The organism is Paraburkholderia sp. BR10141 (assembly GCF_056155635.1).
Map to the genome: position 1 here is coordinate 126791 of NZ_JBMIQH010000001.1, position 18200 is coordinate 144990.

Annotated in this window: 18 protein-coding genes; 8 read left to right on the forward strand and 10 right to left on the reverse strand. The window is 65.5% G+C overall.

Translation table 11 applies throughout. The annotated features are described in order from the left end of the window. The first annotated feature begins 25 nt into the window (after positions 1-25). Positions 26-574, forward strand: coding sequence for a glycine zipper family protein (locus ACOJB8_RS00625; RefSeq protein WP_069261700.1), 549 nt, complete (start codon positions 26-28; stop codon positions 572-574). An 87-nt stretch (positions 575-661) separates the two neighbouring features. On the opposite strand, the gene ACOJB8_RS00630 is transcribed toward ACOJB8_RS00625, so the two are convergent. Beyond that, positions 662-3835 carry a transglycosylase domain-containing protein gene (locus ACOJB8_RS00630; protein WP_368605477.1) on the reverse strand — a complete coding sequence of 1058 codons (3174 nt, stop codon included), beginning with the start codon at positions 3833-3835 and terminating at the stop codon, positions 662-664. Between the two features lie 225 nt (positions 3836-4060). On the opposite strand from ACOJB8_RS00630, the gene ACOJB8_RS00635 reads away from it, so the two are divergent. Together ACOJB8_RS00635 and ACOJB8_RS00640 are read left to right on the forward strand one after the other, a co-directional pair. Beyond that, positions 4061-4393, forward strand: a complete 333-nt coding sequence (locus tag ACOJB8_RS00635; protein WP_069261699.1) for a hypothetical protein — start codon at positions 4061-4063, stop codon at positions 4391-4393. A gap of 219 nt (positions 4394-4612) precedes the next feature. Further along, a complete protein-coding gene (locus tag ACOJB8_RS00640) occupies positions 4613-4882 on the forward strand; it encodes a hypothetical protein (RefSeq protein ID WP_368616731.1) in 270 nt (89 codons plus the stop codon). A gap of 107 nt (positions 4883-4989) precedes the next feature. Here the strand turns inward: ACOJB8_RS00640 and ACOJB8_RS00645 are convergent, their stop codons facing one another. Then, positions 4990-5724 (reverse strand): response regulator transcription factor, encoded by a 735-nt coding sequence (locus ACOJB8_RS00645; protein ID WP_342946748.1) that lies wholly within the window; start codon positions 5722-5724, stop codon positions 4990-4992. A gap of 373 nt (positions 5725-6097) precedes the next feature. Here ACOJB8_RS00645 and ACOJB8_RS00650 point away from each other — a divergent pair, with 373 nt between their 5' ends. Beyond that, positions 6098-7399, forward strand: coding sequence for an MFS transporter (locus ACOJB8_RS00650; RefSeq protein ID WP_368682518.1), 1302 nt, complete (start codon positions 6098-6100; stop codon positions 7397-7399). 126 nt (positions 7400-7525) lie between these two features. Then, positions 7526-8995 carry an MFS transporter gene (locus ACOJB8_RS00655; RefSeq protein WP_475010522.1) on the forward strand — a complete coding sequence of 490 codons (1470 nt, stop codon included), beginning with the start codon at positions 7526-7528 and terminating at the stop codon, positions 8993-8995. 25 nt (positions 8996-9020) lie between these two features. Here the strand turns inward: ACOJB8_RS00655 and ACOJB8_RS00660 are convergent, their stop codons facing one another. From ACOJB8_RS00660 to ACOJB8_RS00670, 3 genes are all read right to left on the reverse strand, one after another. Then, positions 9021-9290, reverse strand: coding sequence for a hypothetical protein (locus tag ACOJB8_RS00660; RefSeq protein WP_069261695.1), 270 nt, complete (start codon positions 9288-9290; stop codon positions 9021-9023). A 70-nt stretch (positions 9291-9360) separates the two neighbouring features. Beyond that, a complete protein-coding gene (locus ACOJB8_RS00665; protein WP_342946751.1) occupies positions 9361-9795 on the reverse strand; it encodes a DoxX family protein in 435 nt (144 codons plus the stop codon). Positions 9796-10041: 246 nt separating this feature from the next. Beyond that, the gene (locus ACOJB8_RS00670) at positions 10042-10203 is read right to left on the reverse strand and encodes a hypothetical protein (protein WP_165979491.1); all 162 of its coding nucleotides are present in this window, start codon (positions 10201-10203) and stop codon (positions 10042-10044) included. Positions 10204-10392: 189 nt separating this feature from the next. Here ACOJB8_RS00670 and ACOJB8_RS00675 point away from each other — a divergent pair, with 189 nt between their 5' ends. Further along, positions 10393-11223, forward strand: a complete 831-nt coding sequence (locus ACOJB8_RS00675) for a helix-turn-helix domain-containing protein (RefSeq protein ID WP_342946752.1) — start codon at positions 10393-10395, stop codon at positions 11221-11223. A gap of 70 nt (positions 11224-11293) precedes the next feature. Here ACOJB8_RS00675 and ACOJB8_RS00680 read toward each other — a convergent pair whose 3' ends face one another. Beyond that, a complete protein-coding gene (locus ACOJB8_RS00680) occupies positions 11294-11755 on the reverse strand; it encodes a universal stress protein (RefSeq protein WP_368605472.1) in 462 nt (153 codons plus the stop codon). Positions 11756-12660: 905 nt separating this feature from the next. Here ACOJB8_RS00680 and flhD point away from each other — a divergent pair. After that, positions 12661-12981 carry a flagellar transcriptional regulator FlhD gene (gene flhD, locus ACOJB8_RS00685; RefSeq protein ID WP_028202636.1) on the forward strand — a complete coding sequence of 107 codons (321 nt, stop codon included), beginning with the start codon at positions 12661-12663 and terminating at the stop codon, positions 12979-12981. Between the two features lie 11 nt (positions 12982-12992). Further along, a complete protein-coding gene (gene flhC / locus ACOJB8_RS00690) occupies positions 12993-13595 on the forward strand; it encodes a flagellar transcriptional regulator FlhC (RefSeq protein WP_069261691.1) in 603 nt (200 codons plus the stop codon). A gap of 162 nt (positions 13596-13757) precedes the next feature. Here flhC and ACOJB8_RS00695 read toward each other — a convergent pair whose 3' ends face one another. From ACOJB8_RS00695 to ACOJB8_RS00710, 4 genes are all read right to left on the reverse strand, one after another. Then, positions 13758-15083, reverse strand: a complete 1326-nt coding sequence (locus ACOJB8_RS00695; protein WP_069261690.1) for an Nramp family divalent metal transporter — start codon at positions 15081-15083, stop codon at positions 13758-13760. A gap of 52 nt (positions 15084-15135) precedes the next feature. Then, entirely contained in the window at positions 15136-16332 is a 1197-nt protein-coding gene (locus tag ACOJB8_RS00700) for an acyl-CoA dehydrogenase family protein (protein WP_475010530.1), read from the reverse strand. A 78-nt stretch (positions 16333-16410) separates the two neighbouring features. After that, complete coding sequence (locus ACOJB8_RS00705; protein WP_475010532.1) at positions 16411-17067, reverse strand: methionine ABC transporter permease; 657 nt, start codon at positions 17065-17067, stop codon at positions 16411-16413. Next, entirely contained in the window at positions 17060-18175 is a 1116-nt protein-coding gene (locus tag ACOJB8_RS00710) for a methionine ABC transporter ATP-binding protein (RefSeq protein WP_475010534.1), read from the reverse strand. Before ACOJB8_RS00710 ends, ACOJB8_RS00705 begins: the two co-directional genes overlap by 8 nt. Positions 18176-18200 lie beyond the last annotated feature (25 nt).

An 18200-nucleotide genomic window follows, 5' to 3' on the forward strand; every position in this document is an offset into this window, starting at 1 on the left:
AAACCTTGAAAATATCGAGCCGCACATGAAATACACGTATCTCGCGCTACTCGCCACAGCGGGGCTGCTGAGCGCATGCGCCGTGACGCCCACGGGGCCGAGCGTGATGGCCCTGCCTGGCACGGGCAAGACTTTCGATCAGTTCCGTGCCGACGACGCGAACTGCCGCCAGTTCGCTTTCCAGCAGGTAGGCGGCGTCACATCGAACCAGGCGGCAACCGGTGCCGGCGTGGGCAGCGCCGTGGTCGGTACGGCGCTCGGCGCTGCCGCGGGCGCCGCATTTGGCGGCGGCCACGGCGCGGCCATCGGCGCGGGCGCGGGCCTGCTGGCGGGCAGCGCGGTGGGCATGGGCAACGCACAGGGTTCCGCATGGGACGTGCAGCGCCGCTACGACTACGCTTATCTGCAATGCATGTACGCCACCGGCAACCGCATCCCGGCGCCCGGCAACATGACGATGTCGCAGCCTCAGCAGTTCCAGGCGCCTCAGCAGCAGTTCCAGACAGCGCCGCAACCGCGTTATTTGCCGCCGCCCCCGCCGGGGTCGCCGCCTCCGCCGCCGAGCGGATATTGAAGCGGATATAGGCCGCATTAGGAAGAACGCGAGGCTGACGCAATTGCGCCAGCCTCGCGTTTTGCTTTGGATTCCGAATAAGCTGAATCAGTGCGCGTCGTCGAATTCGAGCGCGTTGCCGTTCCACACCACACGGCGCATTTCGCCCGACTGCGGGTCGATGAGCGTCATCTGCTGCGCGGCGTGGACGGGATCGGGCTTCTCACGGCGGTCCGTCGCCGAGCTGGATTCGAGCAGCGGCTGCAACACCGGCGCGAGCGACTTCAGCAGTTGCACGGACAGCGCACTCGTGAACGTATAGCGCGCCGCGTACGGCTCATGCACCCATGCCGTAAGCGTGCCGTAGAAGCGGTTGCCGATCACGAACACGAAGGTCGCGCTCCGGTTCACCTTGCGCGATTCGATGAGCCGCGCGCCCGGCGCGTACACGTTGAAGCGCTGGTCGCCGGTTCCCGTCTTGCCGTAGACCGGCAGCGTCTTGCCGTCGGGGAGCGTCATACCGTCGGCGAGGCGCTTGGCGGTGCCGCCCTCCACCACCGACGTCAGCAACTCGCGCACCACTTGAGAAATTTCCGGTGAGATCAGCGCTTGCGGCTGCGCGGACGCATGAACGAAGTGCGTCTCGTAAGGCGTGCCGCGCGCGAAGTCGAGCGATTCGAAGCTATGCGTCGGCAGCTTTTCGCCATTGCTCGAAATCAGGCCGATAAGCTGCGCGAGCGCTGCGGGGCGGTCGCCCGAAGCACCGATTGCCGCGCCATAAGAAGGCGTGATGTTGTCGAACGGATAACCGACCGCGCGCCAGGACTTGCCGATCGCGTCATACGCGCGCAGCTCGATCATGTGGCGAATGCGCCGGTTCTGGGTCACGTGATACTTCGTCTTGAAGAGCCAGCTGTAGGTGTAAAGGCGCGTGTCGCGGCTCTCCTGCTGGACCTGCGCAAGCGTTGCATCCGGGTGCAGGCGCATGTAATTCAGCAGCCACAATTCGAGCGGATGAATGCCCGCGATATAGCCGCGGTCGTTGAGGTTGAATTTGTCGACGGCGTACTTGTCGTAGTAGCGCGCAAGGTCTTCGTCATCGAGCCATTGGAACTTCGTGTTCTTGAGTTGCGCGCGCATCTGTGCATCGAACCACGGCAGTTTGCCGTCGGGTTTCACGCTGCGCAGCACGGTCGCAATGCGCGCCGGGCCCTTGCGCGTGTGCTGCAGCAGGATCGCGAGCGCTTCGTCGTTGCTCTTGCCTGCGTAGCGCGTGTAGAAGCGCTTCATGTAGACCTGGCTCTCACCATCGGCGAACTGCGTGAGAAAACGCGTGCGCACGACAGGATCGTCGAGCCATTGCGCGGGCGGCCCCGACGTCTGGATCATCTCGTAGTGAACGATGTCGCGCATGAGCCGCACGAACACCAGATTCACGGAATGCTGGAACGCGCGATGCACAGTCAGAATCTGCGCGTTGTCGCTCGACTCGAAATTGTTGAAGCTCTGCGCGCCGCCGCCGGTGTAGAACGTCTCGCCGGGACTGGCCGAGTACTTGCGCTCAACGGCCGCTTCCAGCATGGAATGCAGCGAGCGGTCGGAGGTCTTCGAGAGATAGTCGATCGCCCAGCGCGTGAGCGCGTCGCTCGGATCGACTTGCGGCAGCATCGCGCGCAACGACTTTGTGTCGTCGGCCGCGTAGCGCGCGTGCAGCGCGCTCACGATCTGCAGATACGTCACGAGCGTGCGCAGCTTCGCCGTCGACCCCAGATTCAGGCGCGCGCCCGAATTGATGTCGAACGGCTGGTTCACGCTGTCCGTTTGCACGCGCACGAGGTTCTCACCGCTGCTGCGCTCGAACAGCGTGAAGCTATAGGCGATCTTCGAAGGATCGTCGGACGGGCGCAGCATCTCGAAGCCGACCAGACCCGCCTGGCGCGCGCCGTCCTTCGTCGCGGCATCGGCGAGGCGGTCGCTCACGGCCTGCTGCACGCTGTCGACGAGCGTGGCCGTGGCGGTCAGATCGAGGCGGTCGAGGTCGTAAAGCGTCTTCAGCCCCAGCGCCTGCATGAGCTGGGTGCGCAGCGTCAGCACCGCCTTGCGCTCCACGAAGGAAACCGGCACACGCTGCGACGGCTTCGAGCGGTCGAGCGTAAGCTGCGTGCCGAGCGCGGCGTCGCGCAGCGCCGGCGTAATCACGCCGCCGGCGCCGAGCAGGCGGATATAGCTGTCGGTCAGCTTCGCGAGCGCCTCGTTGTTCTTTTGCAGGAAATACGAAGGCGCGCGCTGGGCGATCAGCAGCGAGAGCACCTGGCGGAACGCCAGCGCCTGCGCGTCGAGCGTCTCAGGCGTCAGCGGCGCGCGCAGGATGCGATTGACTTCGCGGAAGTCGCGGCCATACCAGGCGGCGAGGCCGTCGCCGAGACCGTTGACTTCGCCCACGCCCGGCTTGGCGGAGAGCGGCACCGAATTCAGGTAGCGCACGAGAATCTGCTGGCGCGCGGGCATGGTCTGCGGGCCGTCCAGATACGCGCGCAGCGAAGCGGACGCGATCTGGCGCAGCTTCTCCGGCGGCGTGGAGGTGCGACCGCCCGTCGAGTGCCGGAACTTCTCGATCTGCGTGGCGAGCGTGCTGCCGCCCGGCGTTTGCTGATGCTGGTTCACGAGGCGCGCACCCTGGTCGACGAGCGCCCGGCTAAAGCGCCCCCAGTCGATGGCTGGGTTGCGGTTCGGCTGGTCCTGGGCGAGCAGGTATTTGTCTTCGATGAAAAGCAGCGAGTCGCGCACCACGGCCGGCACCGCGTCGAAATTCTCGTACGCGCGCTGCGGATAGCGCGTATGGAAAAGCGTCGCACCGGAAGCGTCGCGCAGCACGATGCCGGCCTGGTCCTTTTCTTCGAATGGCAGGAAAAGCCCCTGGTCGGCGACGGCGATCATGCGATCTGAATCGCGCGCCTGCGCGGCGATCGCGAAACCGCGTTCCGCAAGCCGGTTCTCGAAGGTGGGCAGCTGCGCATAACCGAGCCGCACGTCGTACGGCCCGTTCGTGGTGGGAAAGCGGATATTGTGGCTCGGCCCGTTCTCGACCGTAAAGCCGATGTCGCGCGTGAGTTCGGAGAGATAGCGCGCCTGCAGGCGCGACGTGTCGATTTCGATCTGAACGATGCGCGCGATGATGACGAGGGCGGCCAGAAACGCGACGACGAATCCCCACTTGACCCACCTGAAGAGTGAGCCAGCGCCAGCGGCGCGAACAGGAAAGCGTACCGATGGGCGGTTCATGCGTATTCTCCTGACGTCACGTCAGATTTCCAGACGGCACCCCTTAAATAGTCTATCTCGCTCCGTACGTTCTTGCGCGCCAGTATGTAGGGCTTCGCACGCACGTCGCACTGCCGCAACACGGATGCCCGGCGCGTGACAGTTTTGCGGCATGTTGCGCCGGCGCCGTGGCACGGGACATGCTCCCGATATAATGATTGGCTACTTCGTTGGATACCGGGAAATATGAAGAAGCTTGCCGTGCCCCTTGCCCTTTCGCTCGCGCTCGGCGCGTGCGCGTGGTTTCAGAGCAACCCGGACGCCGGTCAGCCGGTCATCGATTCCACAACCAACCGGTCGGTCCAGGACGTCATCTCGTGCCTGACCGTCGAAGCCTCGCGTCACGGCGCCAGCTTCACCACCTCGCCGCTGCCGCAAGGCCAGATGCTCGAGTTCGGCGACTCGAACGTCATCAAGGTTCGCACCGATAACGGCGCGACGACCTACCGTTATTACGCCGGCAAACGCCACGCCTCGAACCTGTGGATCGAAGGCGCGAGTAAAACCTGCGCGCCTTGAACATTTGACAGGCCGTTTTTGCCGGGTCGCTTTGCGCGGCGCTTCGCCGCGCCTTCGCGCCCTTTCAATTACAGCCTTTTACATCGATGCGCGCCGTGTAGCGCGATGACACATTTTCGCCGGGCGTTTTAAGAATCGCTTAAGTCTTCGTCCGCATCATCGCTTCACCCAAAAGAAACGAGCGCTGCAGGAGGTTCCGTGAAACAGCAAGACCCGCAAATCCAGGCGACAAACCAGGTCGACAGCGAGGCCGCGCCCGGCGCGAAGCCCGCTCGCCGCACCTTGTTGCGCCGGTTGCTGAGCCACCACGAGCTTGCGACCCTCCTGTTGCTGCTGCATGCGCCGATCGACGCGCACGCCAAACCGGAGATTCCGATGCTCAAGGAAGCCGGCCTCGTCGAGCAGGTCCAGGACGACGCCGGGGACCCGCGCATCCGCCTGACGACGGAAGGCAACGCCGTGCTGCAAGGACTCGGCCTCGCACGCTGAGGTTGCCGCGCGCGGCGCGTAACGCACCAGCCAAAAAAGTCGGCGGCACGCCATGCGTGCCGCCGTCTTTTTTTATCGAACGACAGAATGAATCGCCGCGCTACCCCTCAAGCCGACTCGAGTCCCGCGCCTTCGGCGGCGAGCGCCTCACTTTCATCCTGCAGGCACAACAGCCGGTAGCCGCTCTTGTACACCGGCTGCAGCCGAAACCCGTTCGGCGTGTCGATCTCCAGCACCAGACGCAGCCGCGACACGTGGCTGTCGATCGTGCGGGTCAAGGTCTGCAACTCGCGCCCCCACACCATCGCGTAAATGTGATCGCGCGAGAGCATGCGCCCGATATTCGAGAAGAACAGCGCAGCCAGCCGGTATTGCGTGGTCGAGAGCAGCACAGGCTTGCCGTGCACGCTGACCGCCTGATGCCGCAAGTCGAAGCGATAGGGGCCGGCGTCGATCGTCAGGTTCTCGAACCGGTCGGGAAACGCGCGGCGCAGGAGCGCGTTCACGCGAGCGCGCAGTACCGAAGGGCAAACCGGCAGGCACACGTAGTCGTCGGCGCCGATAGAAAACGCTCGCACCACGTTCTCGTCGGAGGCGTCCTCCGAGACGAACAGCACCGGAAGCTGGCTGCCGTTCACGGCCCGCAAGGTTCTCAGCAGCTCGGCGCCGGCGATTTGCGAGCCCTGCCAGTCGAGCAGGAGCATATCGACCGTCGATGCGGCCAAGGTCCTGGCAAGCAGGAGTGCGTCGCTGGACGCAACGCAGGCGTGACCGCATTGCGTCAGCACGCGCTCGAGCTGCTGGCGATGGTCAGCGTCGCGCTGGAGGATCGCGATGCGCATGGTGGGGGCCCCTGATGGATCGATGATGAAACCGGGCAATTTTGTGGATATGTGCAAAATCTGCCCATCGGACGAGTCCGAATTCCAGAGCGCTTCACTGTTTCCCCACAGCGGCGCGGGAGCGTCCTGACGGGCCGCGCATCGGGCAGCTCCCAGGCTTCCTGTAGAATCGCGCACTGGCCTGAAGTCGTCGCACGTCCGCCCACCCTCGCGGACGCGCTGTTGCCGTGCCCCACCCCTGCGCCCGCCTATCCGACGACCGCCGCCCCCGCGCCACGCGCGCACCAGGCAAATTCTGGCCATCCCGGACGTCCACGCGTTCCGCACGCGCTACATACAACGTCGTACATAACAACACCCTGGTTTTTCGGAAATGCAAGCAACAGAAATTGGCGTGCGCACGCCTGCCGCTGCGCGCGCGCTCACCCGCAGCGACTACAAGACGCTCGGGCTCGCCGCACTCGGCGGCGCCCTCGAGTTCTACGACTTCATCATCTTCGTATTCTTCGCGCCGGCTATCGGCCAGTTGTTCTTCCCCGCAACGATCCCGGACTGGCTGCGCCAGTTGCAGACTTTCGGCATCTTCGCGGCGGGCTACCTCGCGCGGCCGCTCGGCGGCATCGTCATGGCGCACTTTGGCGACCTGCTCGGCCGCAAGCGCATGTTCACGCTCTCCGTGCTGCTGATGGCGCTGCCCACGCTCGCCATGGGCTGCCTGCCCACCTACGCGACGATCGGCGTGCTCGCTCCCGTGCTGCTGCTCGCGCTGCGCGTGCTGCAAGGCGCGGCCGTGGGCGGCGAGGTGCCGGGCGCGTGGGTGTTCGTCTCCGAGCACGTGCCGCGCCGCCATATCGGCTATGCATGCGGCACGCTCACGGCGGGCCTCACGTTCGGCATCCTGCTCGGCTCGCTGATCGCCGCGGCGGTCAATCATCACTACGCCCCGGGCGACATCGCCGCGTATGCCTGGCGCATTCCGTTCCTGATTGGCGGGCTGTTCGGCATGTTCTCGGTGTATCTGCGCCAGTGGCTGCACGAAACGCCGGTGTTCGCGGAGATGAAGGCGCGCAAGTCGCTCGCCGACGAAATCCCGCTCAAGGCCGTGCTGCGCGACCACGGCCGCGCCGTGATCGTCTCGATGCTGCTCACGTGGATGCTTTCGGCCGCCATCGTCGTCGTGATCCTGATGACGCCGCCGCTCCTGCAGAAGCAGTTCCATCTCGACGCCACCACGTCGCTGCTCGCGAACTGCCTGGCGACGCTCTTCCTCACGGTGGGCTGCGTGAGCGCGGGCGCGCTCGCGGACCGCTTCGGCGCGCGCCGCGTGCTGGCCATCGGCGGCATCGCTCTCGCGATCGCCTACTACACGATGTTCCGCCAGATCGCCGTGGACAGCTCGATGCTCATGCCGCTTTATGCGCTCTGCGGGCTGCTGGTCGGCACGATCGGCGCGGTGCCCTATGTGATGGTGAACGCGTTTCCGCCCGTGGTGCGCTTCTCGGGCATCTCGTTCTCGTACAACGTGGCATACGCCGTGTTCGGCGGCCTCACGCCGATCGTCGTCGCGCTGCTGATGAAGTCCGCGCCGCTCGCGCCCACCTACTACGTGGCCGCGATCTGCGTCCTCGGTGCGATCACGACGCTGTTCTTCAAGGACGCGCATCGGGAGCAGTAAGTGCGCCCCAGTGTGCACTTACTGCGCACTGGGCGGCCGTTACTGGTCGGACACCACTTTTCGCCGGCTTCGACGATTCACCTCGCGCTGAAACGTCGAAGCCTGCGAGCGCCCTACCATGGGCGCATGAATACCTCACACCCCACCCCAGTCCACTTCACGCCCGCGCTCACGCGTATCGTCGCGACCGTCAGCGTCGGGTTCGTCGTCACGCAGCTCGACGTGACCATCGTCAATATTGCGCTCGCGCGCATCGCAACCGATCTCCAAGCGACCGTCGCGGGCCTGCAATGGATCGTCGACGCCTATACGCTCGCCTTCGCCGTGCTGATGCTCTCGGGCGGCGTGCTGGGCGACCGCTACGGCGCACGCCGCCTCTACGCCATCGGGCTCATGGTGTTCGCCCTCGCCTCGCTGGCCTGCGGGCTCGCGGCCAATCCGGTCATGCTGATTGCCGCCCGCGCGCTGCAGGGCGCGGGCGCCGCGGCCATGCTGCCCAATTCGCTCGCGCTGCTCAACGAAGCGTGCCGCCACGACCGGGCGCTCAGGGCGCGTGCAGTGGGTTTCTGGACCGCCGCCGGCGCCATCTCGATCGCCGCCGGCCCGGTGGTGGGCGGCCTGCTGATCGCGGCGTTCGGCTGGCGCAGCATTTTCCTCGTGAACCTGCCGCTGTGCGCGGCCGGCCTCTGGGCCACGCTCGCCCGGATTCCCGCGCCGCGCCGTCATACGCACGATGCCAGCGCTGCCGGCGCGCCCGCCGTGCGCAGCCTCGACGTGCGCGGCCAGCTGCTCGCCATCGTGGCGCTCACGGCCTTTACCGGCGCCGTCATCGAATGGCGGCCGCTCGGCTTCACGCACTGGGCCGTGGCGGGCGGCTTTGCGCTCGCGCTCGTGGCGGGTCTAGCGTTCGTCTCGCTCGAAGCGCGCGCACACGACCCCATGGTGCCGCTCGCCATGCTGCGCAACCGCACGTTCAGCGCGGCGGTGCTGTTCGGTATCTGCGTGAATCTCACCTATTACGGCACCGTGTTCGTGCTCGCGCTCTATCTGCAGCATGCGCGGGGCGAGACGCCATTGCAGGCGGGACTCGCGTTCATTCCGCTCACCGCCGGCTTCCTGCTCTCGAACATCGTGAGCGGCCATGTGGTAGCGCATTACGGCACGCGCCGGCCGATGATCATCGGCGCGCTGATTGCGGGAGCCGGCTACGCATTGCTGGTCAGCGTGGATGCCGCGACGCCGCTCGCCTTCATGTTGCTCGCCTTCCTGCTGATTCCTTCCGGCATGGGCCTCGCCGTGCCGGCGATGACCACGGCCGTGCTCTCCTCGGTGGAGCCGGCGCGTGCGGGGACGGCCTCGGCGCTGCTCAATACGGCGCGTCAGGCGGGCGGTGCAGTGGGGGTGGCGGCGTTCGGCGCGCTTGCGGGCGGGGCGGGCGCGGCGCAGGTGGTGGCCGGCCTGCGTGCGGAAACCGCGGTCTCGACGGCGCTCCTGCTCACGGCGGCCGGGTTGGCCTGGTTCGTGAGAACCGAACCGGCGCATGCGGACGTGCGCCGCATCGCGCCGGCGCGCGTGAACGAACCGGAATCTCGCTGATTCGACAGCGAACTGGCGTGCCGAACTACAGCGACGCCTCCTGGATCGCACCGGAGTCGATCGCGCGGGCGATCAAACCATCGTTCTGCGCCTTGCGGATGGCGTGAGCGATCAGTTGGTCGGGCTCCTCGAGCTCAGCCTTGAGCGCGCCGATGAGGCCGGTGGCGTCGAGAATCACCAGCGTCTTCGCGGTATCCGCCTCACTGATGAACACGCGCCGCGTGCCGTCTTCCGCAAGGCTCGCGCAGAACTGCCCGGTCTTGCCTGCCACGTTGAAGTCGAAGTTCTGTATCAAGGCCTGCTCCCTCTACACCCGGTTGCCCGGTGGTTGCAATTCGACACTCGCGCTTCGCCACGCGAGGGCGTCAGCCTCGCAGGCCGCCGCCGCGCGGCGCGCGCAGACCATCAATGGAAGCACGTCCCGCGCCCGTCACGGCCAGCAGCAGGAAACCGCCCGCGATCGCCACGTTCTTCCAGAAATGAATGACCGCGTCCTGTTGCGCCGCGGCCTGAGTCATGTTCCAGAAGTCGTGGCCGAGTATCGCCGTCACGATAGCGTACACGGCCAGCAGGAACGCAACCGCGCGCGTGCGCACGCCCAGCACGATCGCAATGCCGCCGAGCAGTTCGACGGCGGTTGCCGCGATCGCGCCATACGAGGCATACGGCACGCCCTTCGAATGCAGGTAGCCGACAAACCCCGCGTATCCCAGCAGCTTCATGGCACCGCCCCAGAGAAACAGAATGGCGAGCGCGATGCGGGCGATGAAGATGATGAAGGAATCGGCGGGACGGGTCATGGAGGGCTCCGGTATGCAGTATCGGAATGACCGCGGAGCGCACGCTCAGTTCCCTCGACATGAGGCGGCAACGGCAGACGAGCCGGCACGCGCAAAGGCCGCACTGCGTGCCGGAGCGAAACGAACTAACTCGGGAGTTGATTCGGAATGCTATGGAATTTGCCCGCCGCGCCTTGCCGCGATCCGTTCGCGATGTTCTCGGGCAAACGCCGGGCAAACGCGCAAACCGACGCGGCGCTGGCACGCTCAATGCTTGTGATGCATGCCGTGCGGCCGATGCGCGTCGAGCCAGCGAGTCAGGCGCGCTTCGAGCGTGCCTCTGCTGCGGCGCGACACGGCCCACATAGCCGCACATACCAGCAACATGACGCCTGGTCCGAGCAGATAAGCAGCAACGGTTTCCCTCATGGCAGTCTCCTCTGCGCGACGCCACAGTCCGTGAGAATTTTTATTCTAGGCGATAGCGCGGCGCACGGTAAACGTCGTCCACGAATGCAGCAGGGGCGTAAAACCCGAGGTTTTCATATATCCGTTGCCGGCCGCTTCTTTACCTCAGACGTAATCGCCTTGTTCTCGCGTTTGGCTAGAATCGGCAGCATGAACACACTCGCTTCCCTCCTCCCCGCCGCGCCGTCCGGCGCCGGGCGCCCCAGCGTCGGCGAGATGCTGCGCGACTGGCGCACGCGCCGGCGCATGAGCCAGTTGCTGCTCGCGACCGAAGCCGAGATTTCGACGCGCCATCTGAGCTTCGTCGAATCGGGCCGCGCGCTGCCGAGCCGCGAGATGGTCATGCATCTGGCCGAGCAGCTCGATGTGCCGCTGCGCGAGCGCAATGCGCTGCTCGTGGCGGCGGGCTATGCACCGCTCTATCGCGAGCGCGCGCTCGACGACCCGCAACTCGCCGCCGCGCGGGAGGCAGTCGATCTGGTGCTGCGCGGTCACGAACCGTATCCCGCCGTGGCCGTGGACCGCCACTGGAATATCGTCGCGACGAACGGCGCGCTCGCGCCGCTCATCGGCGACGCTTCGCCTGCGCTGCTCGCTGCGCCCATCAACGCGCTGCGGCTATCGCTGCATCCCGAGGGCATGGCGCCGCGCATCGTCAACTGGCACGCGTGGCGAACGCATCTGCTCACGCGCCTGCAACGTCAGATCGACGCGAGCGGCGACCCCGCGCTCGCCGCGCTGCACGAGGAACTCGCGGCGTATCCGCCGCCGCCGGGCGTCGCGAACGTGAGCGCCGAGCCGATCGCGCATCACATTGCCGTGCCGCTGCGCGTGCGCACCGTGCTTGGCGAACTGGCGTTCTATAGCACGACCACCGTGTTCGGCACACCGGTCGACATCACGCTATCGGAGCTAGCGATCGAAGCGTTCTTTCCCGCCGATCCGCAGACCGCTCAGGCATTGCGCGACCGGGCGCCGTGACGCGCGGTCGGCGGCTGCGCCAGGTGCCCCCGATAGCATTTCCGGCGCGGGAGGGCGTGGCGGCGGCGGCTCAGGCCGCCGCTTTCGCGGGCTCCGGGTCCGCCGCGGTAACGACCAGCACGCTGCACGACACGCGGTCGAGCAGCAGGCGGTCGTCGCGCCCATCCCACCAGCGCTTGAGCGGCCCGCGCCGGTGGTGCGCCACCACGATGAGATCGGGCTGGAGTTCCTCGCAGTAGCTTGCGATCACGTCGATCGGCCGGCCCACCACGAAGTGCCCCGTCGCCACGAGCCCCTTGTCCTGCAGGCACGCCACCCCGTCACGCAGAATCTCGCGCGCCGCTTCTTCCGCGGCTTCGAACGGCACGGCGGACGCGATGTCCGTCCCCCATTGCAGCGGCGCCTGGTCGAGCACGGCCAGCAAATGCGTTTGCGCGTGGCATTCGCGTGCAAGGTCGGCGCCCTCACGCAAAGCCCGGCGGCCTTCGCGCGTTGCGTCGTAACACAGCAGAATCCTGTTGAACGAGGCCATGATCCCTCCCCCGATGATTCCCGGTGCCGGGCGGGCGAACGCGCCGTACCCGCAATGCCGCTTTATTTATTTATATCACGTTATGATATAACCAGCACATCGACAGTCGTTGTATACGGTATAGGAGGCGCGATGGTTATCGACAACGACTTTGAAATCGGCGGGCCGCTCGTCGCCCGCGTATCGTCGGCGCGCGGGTCGGTCGGGTCGGTCTGTTACTGCCCGGCGCCCTCAACGAAGCAGTGCCCTGGCTGACCTGAAGCGGCAAAAGAACCGCCCCACCCGGATTGCGCGTCGACCGTCGATCGCAAACGTTTCACAAGTGCGATCTTCGCGCAATATCCAGTCCGCATATATTCCGGAAACCAACGGTGCATCCCACCGTCTGCACTCGTAACATCCTGGTTACACATTGCCCTGTTACAGGTCGCCGGGGTCGAAACATCTGTTACAAACTGAATAGTCATAGGTATTAATCGAAAGAGCCGTATTTTTTACCTGTCAACCCAACTCCTTTCTAAACGTTTATTCCACCGGGCGGGCGATTTTTGTCCTTCGATGATTCGTTGCGCACGCAGCGGCGCGTTGGCGAAAACCCTGATAAACCAAGGTGCTACGGCCAGTTTTGGCACCCGATCAGTGTCACGACGGCTTGTCGCCACCCGGCCTTCAAATTGCAGCAAAACTTACCGAAAATAATTTACAACAGTACGATTATTTTTGATCCGAGGGATTGATTTCTGAGATAAGCCCTCATACAATTCCCTCCAAGGTTGTTACGAGATGTAACAACCTGTATCAAAGAGTCAGATCGAGCCAACGAGCGAAGATCGACCACAAGATCAGAAAAGATACAACGGCGAAAAAGCCGGGGGGTTAAATTCGGGGCTTCGGAAACTAGAGAAATGGACCGTAGCAGCGAGACGCTGGAATCTATCCGCGAAATTAATTTGTCGTATCTGATGCTCGCACAGCGCATGCTGCGCGAGGACAAGCCAGTCGGCATGTTCCGACTGGGACTGTCGTCGGAACTGGCCGATCTGCTTGGCGCTCTGTCGCTCGCGCAGATCGTCAGGTTGGCCTCTTCCGACCAACTTCTCTGTTTTTTCCGCTTCGACGATCATGCAATGTTGTCCGCGCTCACGCAGACTTCGAAGCATGCCGACGTGGCGGCTACCCATGCGGCCATCCTGCTTGCGGGACAGCCGGCTGGTCAATTCGCCTGAGGGTGACGTCCATGACTACGCGGCGCAGCCTCACCGAAGACGCTCAGGAAGTATTCCGCGCGATCGCACTGATCGAGCTGGGCGCGCGCATGCAGGTGCTCGAAAGCGAACTCACGCTCTCGCGCGACCGCATGATCCGCCTGTATCGCGAGATCCGTGGCGTATCGCCGCCCAAAGGTATGCTGCCGTTCTCGGCGGACTGGTACATGACGTGGCTGGCCAACATCCACGCCTCGCTGTTCTATAACACGTACCTGTTCCTCAAGAACGAAGCGCGTTGCTCGCATCTCGACGCGCTCACCAAGGGGTTCCGGCTGTATCTGGAACACTGCCGCCACAGCGGGGCCGAGCCGGCGCTCGACCTCACGCGTGCGTGGACCCTGGTGCGATTTTTCGATGCCGATATTCTGCAGTTGACGCCTTGCTGCCGTTGCGGCGGTAAGTTCGTCGCGCATCGCCACGACCTTCAGCACAACGTCGTGTGCGGCGCATGCCAGCCTCCTTCGCGAGCCGGCAAGACGAAAAAGGCGGCTGCAGCGCGACGGGGCGCCGAGCAGACCGAGAGCGACCTTCCGGCAGTGGTAACGTCGGATGGCATTGCCGAGGCTGCGTAAGCGTAGGAGAGCAGATCCGGACTAACCGGACGCGAGACCAAGACGCGAACCCGTCCGGTGCCTGAGCGCACCGGACGGCGAAGCGCTTTCCGATTGCCGCTTTTGCTTGCCGCCTCTGCGTGCCGCCTCTATGGCGCGCGCCTGTTACACCTTTCCCCTTCTTTAGTTTCCGCTGAACGTCTGCCAGACGAGCCACAGGTTCGCCGCCGAGATCACGACGAACAGGAACCATGCCAGCAACCGCGTGGGGAGCCGGTTCACGAACTCGCCCATCAGCGCACGATCGTTCGTCATGCGAATGAGCGGCCAGAGTGCGAATGGCAGTTGCAGACTCAGCACCACCTGGCTTGCGACCAGCAGCTTGCCCACCGCGCCGTTGCCGAGCAGCGCGACGCCCGCTAAGGCGGGGATCAACGCGAGCACGCGCGTAATGAGCCGCCGCTGGTAGCACGGAATTTTCATTCGCAGGAAGCCTTCCATGATGACCTGGCCCGCCACGGTGCCCGTGAACGTCGAGCTTTGCCCGGAGGCAAGCAGCGTAATCGCGAACAGCACCGCCGCCGCGCCCGTACCGACGATCGGTGCGAGCAGCTTGTAGGCCTGTTCGATATCGGTGACCTGGGTGTGCCCGTTGGCGTGAAAGGCTGCCGCAGCCAGAATCAGGATGGCCGCGTTGATGAGCAGCGCGATCAGCAGCGAGACGATCGTGTCGAGGCGCGACAGGCCGATGGCCTGAGCGAGGCTCGCACGGTCGCGCTTGACGGCGCGCGTCTGCACGATCGACGAATGCAGGTAGAGGTTGTGCGGCATGATGGTCGCGCCGAGAATGCCGATCGCCAGATACAGCGGCTCCGCCGAGGAAATCGCGTGCCACGACGGCACCGCGCCCGCGAATACCGAAGGCCAGTGCGGCTTCACGAGCGCAAGCTGGATCACGTAGCCCAAGCCTATCGTGGCGATGAGCCCGGCCATGATCGCCTCGAGCGAACGGAAGTTCTTGCCCTTCAAGCCCAGCACGATGAGCGTGTCGAACGCCGTGAGCACCACGCCCACCATCAGCGAGCAGCCCAGCAGCAGGTGGAACGCGAGCGCGCCGCCCAGCACCTCGGCGAGATCGCAGGCGATGATCGAAAGCTCGGCGAGCACCCACTGGCCGAGCGCCACGGGCCTTGAATAGCGCTCGCGCGAAAGCTCCGCGAGATCGCGTTGCGTGACGATGCCAAGACGCATGGAAAGGCATTGCAGCGCGATCGCCGCGAGGCTCGAGAGGACGACCACGAACAACAGGCTGTAACCGAAGCGCGAGCCCGCCTCGATGTCGGTGGCCCAGTTGCCCGGGTCCATGTAGCCGATCGACACCAGCAGGCCAGGACCAGCGAATTGCCAGAACTTCTTCCAGAACGGCGCACGCGGCGAAACCTCGATACTGCCCTGCACTTCGGAAGGGCAAAACGGCGCCGTTGCCGTGGTCGGTAGTCGGAACTCCAACGGTTCGATCCTCAAGGGTTGACGCGTCGCGGCACGTGCCGCGATCGAGCCCTCAAGTGTACAGCGTCGGCTGCGGCACTTCTCTCAAGAGCGTATAGCGACCCACGTCGCGCAGACGGTAGTCGAGCGGATCGTGCAGCGTATGCACGCGCGCATTGCGCCAGAAACGGTCGAGCGCGAGCGCCGCGCCCGTGGCGCGTGCGCCGCACGCCTCGAAAAGCTGCTCGCCGCCCTGGAGCGCGGCGCGGTGCGCGACGATCTTCGCCTCCGAAATCGCCAGCGAGACGCCGGCGCGCGTGGCCGCGCTCAACGCCTCGCCTTCGTCCCACGCGGCGTCGAGCAGCGCGCCCGCACGATCGGCCAGCACCGCCGCCGCGAGCGACTGCACGCGCATTTCGCCGAAGCGCTGCTGCAGGAACGGGTCGTCGGACACGTGCTGCACGCCCGAATTGACCCACGGGCGGCCGTTCGCGAGCACGTAGGCGCGCGCCTCTTCGAGCGCGCCTTCGGCGAGCCCCACGAAGAGATTCGTCAGCACGCCTTGCGAGACCAGTGTGCGCAGCGTGGCGCGCGGTGTGTCGGGGCGCTGCAATACTTCGGCGGCGCGGACCTCCACGTTCTCGAAAGACACGGTGCCGCTATCGGTCTGACGCTGGCCGATCGGGTCCCAGTCGTCGTGCACCGTGATCCCGGCGCGCGTGGTGGGCACGACCGCGAACACCGGACTGCCCGCGGCGGGATCGTGCGCGCTCACGGTCATCATCTGCGAACCGTAGGTACCAGAACAGAATCCCTTCCTGCCATGCAGACGCCAGCCGCCTTCCTTGTCCGGTTGCGCGACGAGCCGTGTGTCGATGGGATTCACGGCATTGCCCCACCACCAGCGATGCTCGACGGTGCCTTGCAGCCAGTTCGTGCGCTGCGCGGCGCTGCCCCACAATGCGACGCTCGCTATTTGCAAACACTGGAAGCCGAGCAGATGCGCAAGCGCGCTGTCGACGCGCGCGAGCGCGCGGATCGTCGCGTAGATGTCGCTCCAGCGCACGCCGTCCTGGCCGAACTGCCCGCCGAATTCGCGCGGCACAGCGAGCGTGAGCAGCCCGGCGTCGGCAATGCGCTGCTTTTCGGCGGCTGCGTGACCGCCTGCGAGATCGCGTTGCGCGGCGTTCGCGCGCAGCGCTTCGAGCAGCGCGGCGAAACGCGCGTCCTGTTCCTGCCCGCGTGGGCGCTGTGCCTCGTTCATACCCATAGTTCCCGAATGTGATGCCCGAAAAACGAAGCGCGCAGCAAGGGCGCTGCGCGCGTCATGTCGAACGGCTTGCGCCGCTCAGGTTCGCCGCAAAAGACGCCGCACCAGCATGTCGCCCGTGAACTGCACCGCCGCGACGATCGCGATCAGCAGCACGATCACGGTGACCATGACCGTCGTGTCGAAGCGCTGATAGCCGTAGCGTATCGCGAGATCGCCGAGACCACCCGCGCCGACGGCGCCCGCCATCGCCGAGGAGCCGATCATGGCCACCACGGTGATCGTGAAGCCGCCGAGCATGCCGGGCAGCGCCTCGGGCAGCAGCACATGCCATACGATGTGGCGGCGCTGTGCGCCCATGGCCTGGGCCGCCTCGATCAAACCGCGATCGACTTCGCGCAAGCTCACCTCGGCCACGCGCGCGAAGAACGGAATGGCGGCGATGGAAAGCGGCACCACGGCGGCCCACACGCCGATCGTCGTGCCAACGAGGAAGCGCGTGAGCGGCAACAACGCGACCAGCAGGATGATGAAAGGCGTGGAACGGAATGCATTGACGAGCGCGCCCAGCGTGGTGTTGAGCGCGGGCCGCTCCAGAATGCCGCCGCGCGCGGTCGTGACGAGCAGCAGCGCGATCGGAATACCAATCAGGAGTGCGAATATCGCCGAAACGCCGACCATCAGCAACGTGTCGCGTATGCCTTCGAGGAGCTCGGTGATCCACACGTCAGTCATAGCCCAGCACCTCCACGCGGCTCGCATGACCACGTGCCCGCTCGGCGAGCGACGCGGCCTCGGCGGCGTTCTGCACCGGCGCGGAAACGACTAGCCGCCCTTGCGCACGCCCCTGGATACGCTCGATACCGCCATGCACGAAGCGCACGCCCTGCGCGCCGAACGCCTGCGCGAGCGTGGCGAGGTCGGGCTCTTGCGCCTCGTCGCCGGTGAAGCGCACGTCGAACAGCGCGTGCGCACCCACTTGCGGCGCAGCGTGAATACGCGCCGCCAGGTCGTCGGGCAACTCGTGGCCGGGCGTGTGCAGGAGCGCGCGCGTCGCTTCGTGCCGCGGATCGCCGAACACGCGCCAAACGGGCCCCTGTTCCACCACCTCGCCGCGCTCGATCACCGCGACCGTGTCGCAAACGTCGCGGATCACCTCCATCTCGTGCGTAATGAGCACGACAGTGACGCCGAGCCGCCGGTTGATGTCACGCAGCAGCGCAAGAATGGCGCGCGTGGTTTCCGGGTCGAGCGCCGAAGTCGCCTCGTCGCAGAGCAGGATGTCGGGCTCGTGCACGAGCGCGCGTGCAATACCCACGCGCTGCTTCTGGCCGCCGGAAAGGCGCGCGGGCCACGCGTCGCGTCGTTCGCTCAAGCCGACGAGATCGAGCAGCACGTTCACGCGCGCCTCGATGTCGGCCTTCGGCACACCCGCAATTTTCAGCGGCAGTGCGATGTTGTCGTGCACGGTCTTGGCGGAAAGCAGATTGAAGTGCTGGAACACCATGCCGATGCGCCGCCGTAGCGCCACCAGGGCGCGCTCGTCGAGTCCGCCCACGTCGACGCCGTTCACTCGCACGCCGCCGCTCGTGGGCTTTTCGAGACCGTTCACGAGCCGCAGCAGCGTGGACTTGCCCGCGCCGCTGCGCCCGATGATGCCGAACACTTCGCCGCGCGCCACCTGCAAGTCGACGCCCGCGAGCGCCGCCGGCGCGCCTGGCGCGTAGGTCTTGCCCACGTTTTCGAACACCACCGCAGGCAGCGATGCATCGGCATTGCCCTGTGCCTCACCCGCCGCGGGCCCCGCCTCGATAAAGCGCGCCGCTCCGAACCATTTCATCATCGCTGCTCTCCTCGTGCGTAGATTG

What these genes read in the sequence shown, in the direction of transcription:
- ACOJB8_RS00625 (WP_069261700.1), top strand. Translation starts at nt 26, where the DNA reads ATGAAATACACGTATCTCGCGCTACTCGCCACAGCGGGGCTGCTGAGC.
- ACOJB8_RS00630 (WP_368605477.1), bottom strand. Translation starts at nt 3,835, where the DNA reads ATGAACCGCCCATCGGTACGCTTTCCTGTTCGCGCCGCTGGCGCTGGC.
- ACOJB8_RS00635 (WP_069261699.1), top strand. Translation starts at nt 4,061, where the DNA reads ATGAAGAAGCTTGCCGTGCCCCTTGCCCTTTCGCTCGCGCTCGGCGCG.
- ACOJB8_RS00645 (WP_342946748.1), bottom strand. Translation starts at nt 5,724, where the DNA reads ATGCGCATCGCGATCCTCCAGCGCGACGCTGACCATCGCCAGCAGCTC.
- ACOJB8_RS00650 (WP_368682518.1), top strand. Translation starts at nt 6,098, where the DNA reads ATGCAAGCAACAGAAATTGGCGTGCGCACGCCTGCCGCTGCGCGCGCG.
- ACOJB8_RS00655 (WP_475010522.1), top strand. Translation starts at nt 7,526, where the DNA reads ATGAATACCTCACACCCCACCCCAGTCCACTTCACGCCCGCGCTCACG.
- ACOJB8_RS00665 (WP_342946751.1), bottom strand. Translation starts at nt 9,795, where the DNA reads ATGACCCGTCCCGCCGATTCCTTCATCATCTTCATCGCCCGCATCGCG.
- ACOJB8_RS00670 (WP_165979491.1), bottom strand. Translation starts at nt 10,203, where the DNA reads ATGAGGGAAACCGTTGCTGCTTATCTGCTCGGACCAGGCGTCATGTTG.
- ACOJB8_RS00675 (WP_342946752.1), top strand. Translation starts at nt 10,393, where the DNA reads ATGAACACACTCGCTTCCCTCCTCCCCGCCGCGCCGTCCGGCGCCGGG.
- ACOJB8_RS00680 (WP_368605472.1), bottom strand. Translation starts at nt 11,755, where the DNA reads ATGGCCTCGTTCAACAGGATTCTGCTGTGTTACGACGCAACGCGCGAA.
- flhD (WP_028202636.1), top strand. Translation starts at nt 12,661, where the DNA reads ATGGACCGTAGCAGCGAGACGCTGGAATCTATCCGCGAAATTAATTTG.
- flhC (WP_069261691.1), top strand. Translation starts at nt 12,993, where the DNA reads ATGACTACGCGGCGCAGCCTCACCGAAGACGCTCAGGAAGTATTCCGC.
- ACOJB8_RS00700 (WP_475010530.1), bottom strand. Translation starts at nt 16,332, where the DNA reads ATGGGTATGAACGAGGCACAGCGCCCACGCGGGCAGGAACAGGACGCG.
- ACOJB8_RS00705 (WP_475010532.1), bottom strand. Translation starts at nt 17,067, where the DNA reads ATGACTGACGTGTGGATCACCGAGCTCCTCGAAGGCATACGCGACACG.
- ACOJB8_RS00710 (WP_475010534.1), bottom strand. Translation starts at nt 18,175, where the DNA reads ATGATGAAATGGTTCGGAGCGGCGCGCTTTATCGAGGCGGGGCCCGCG.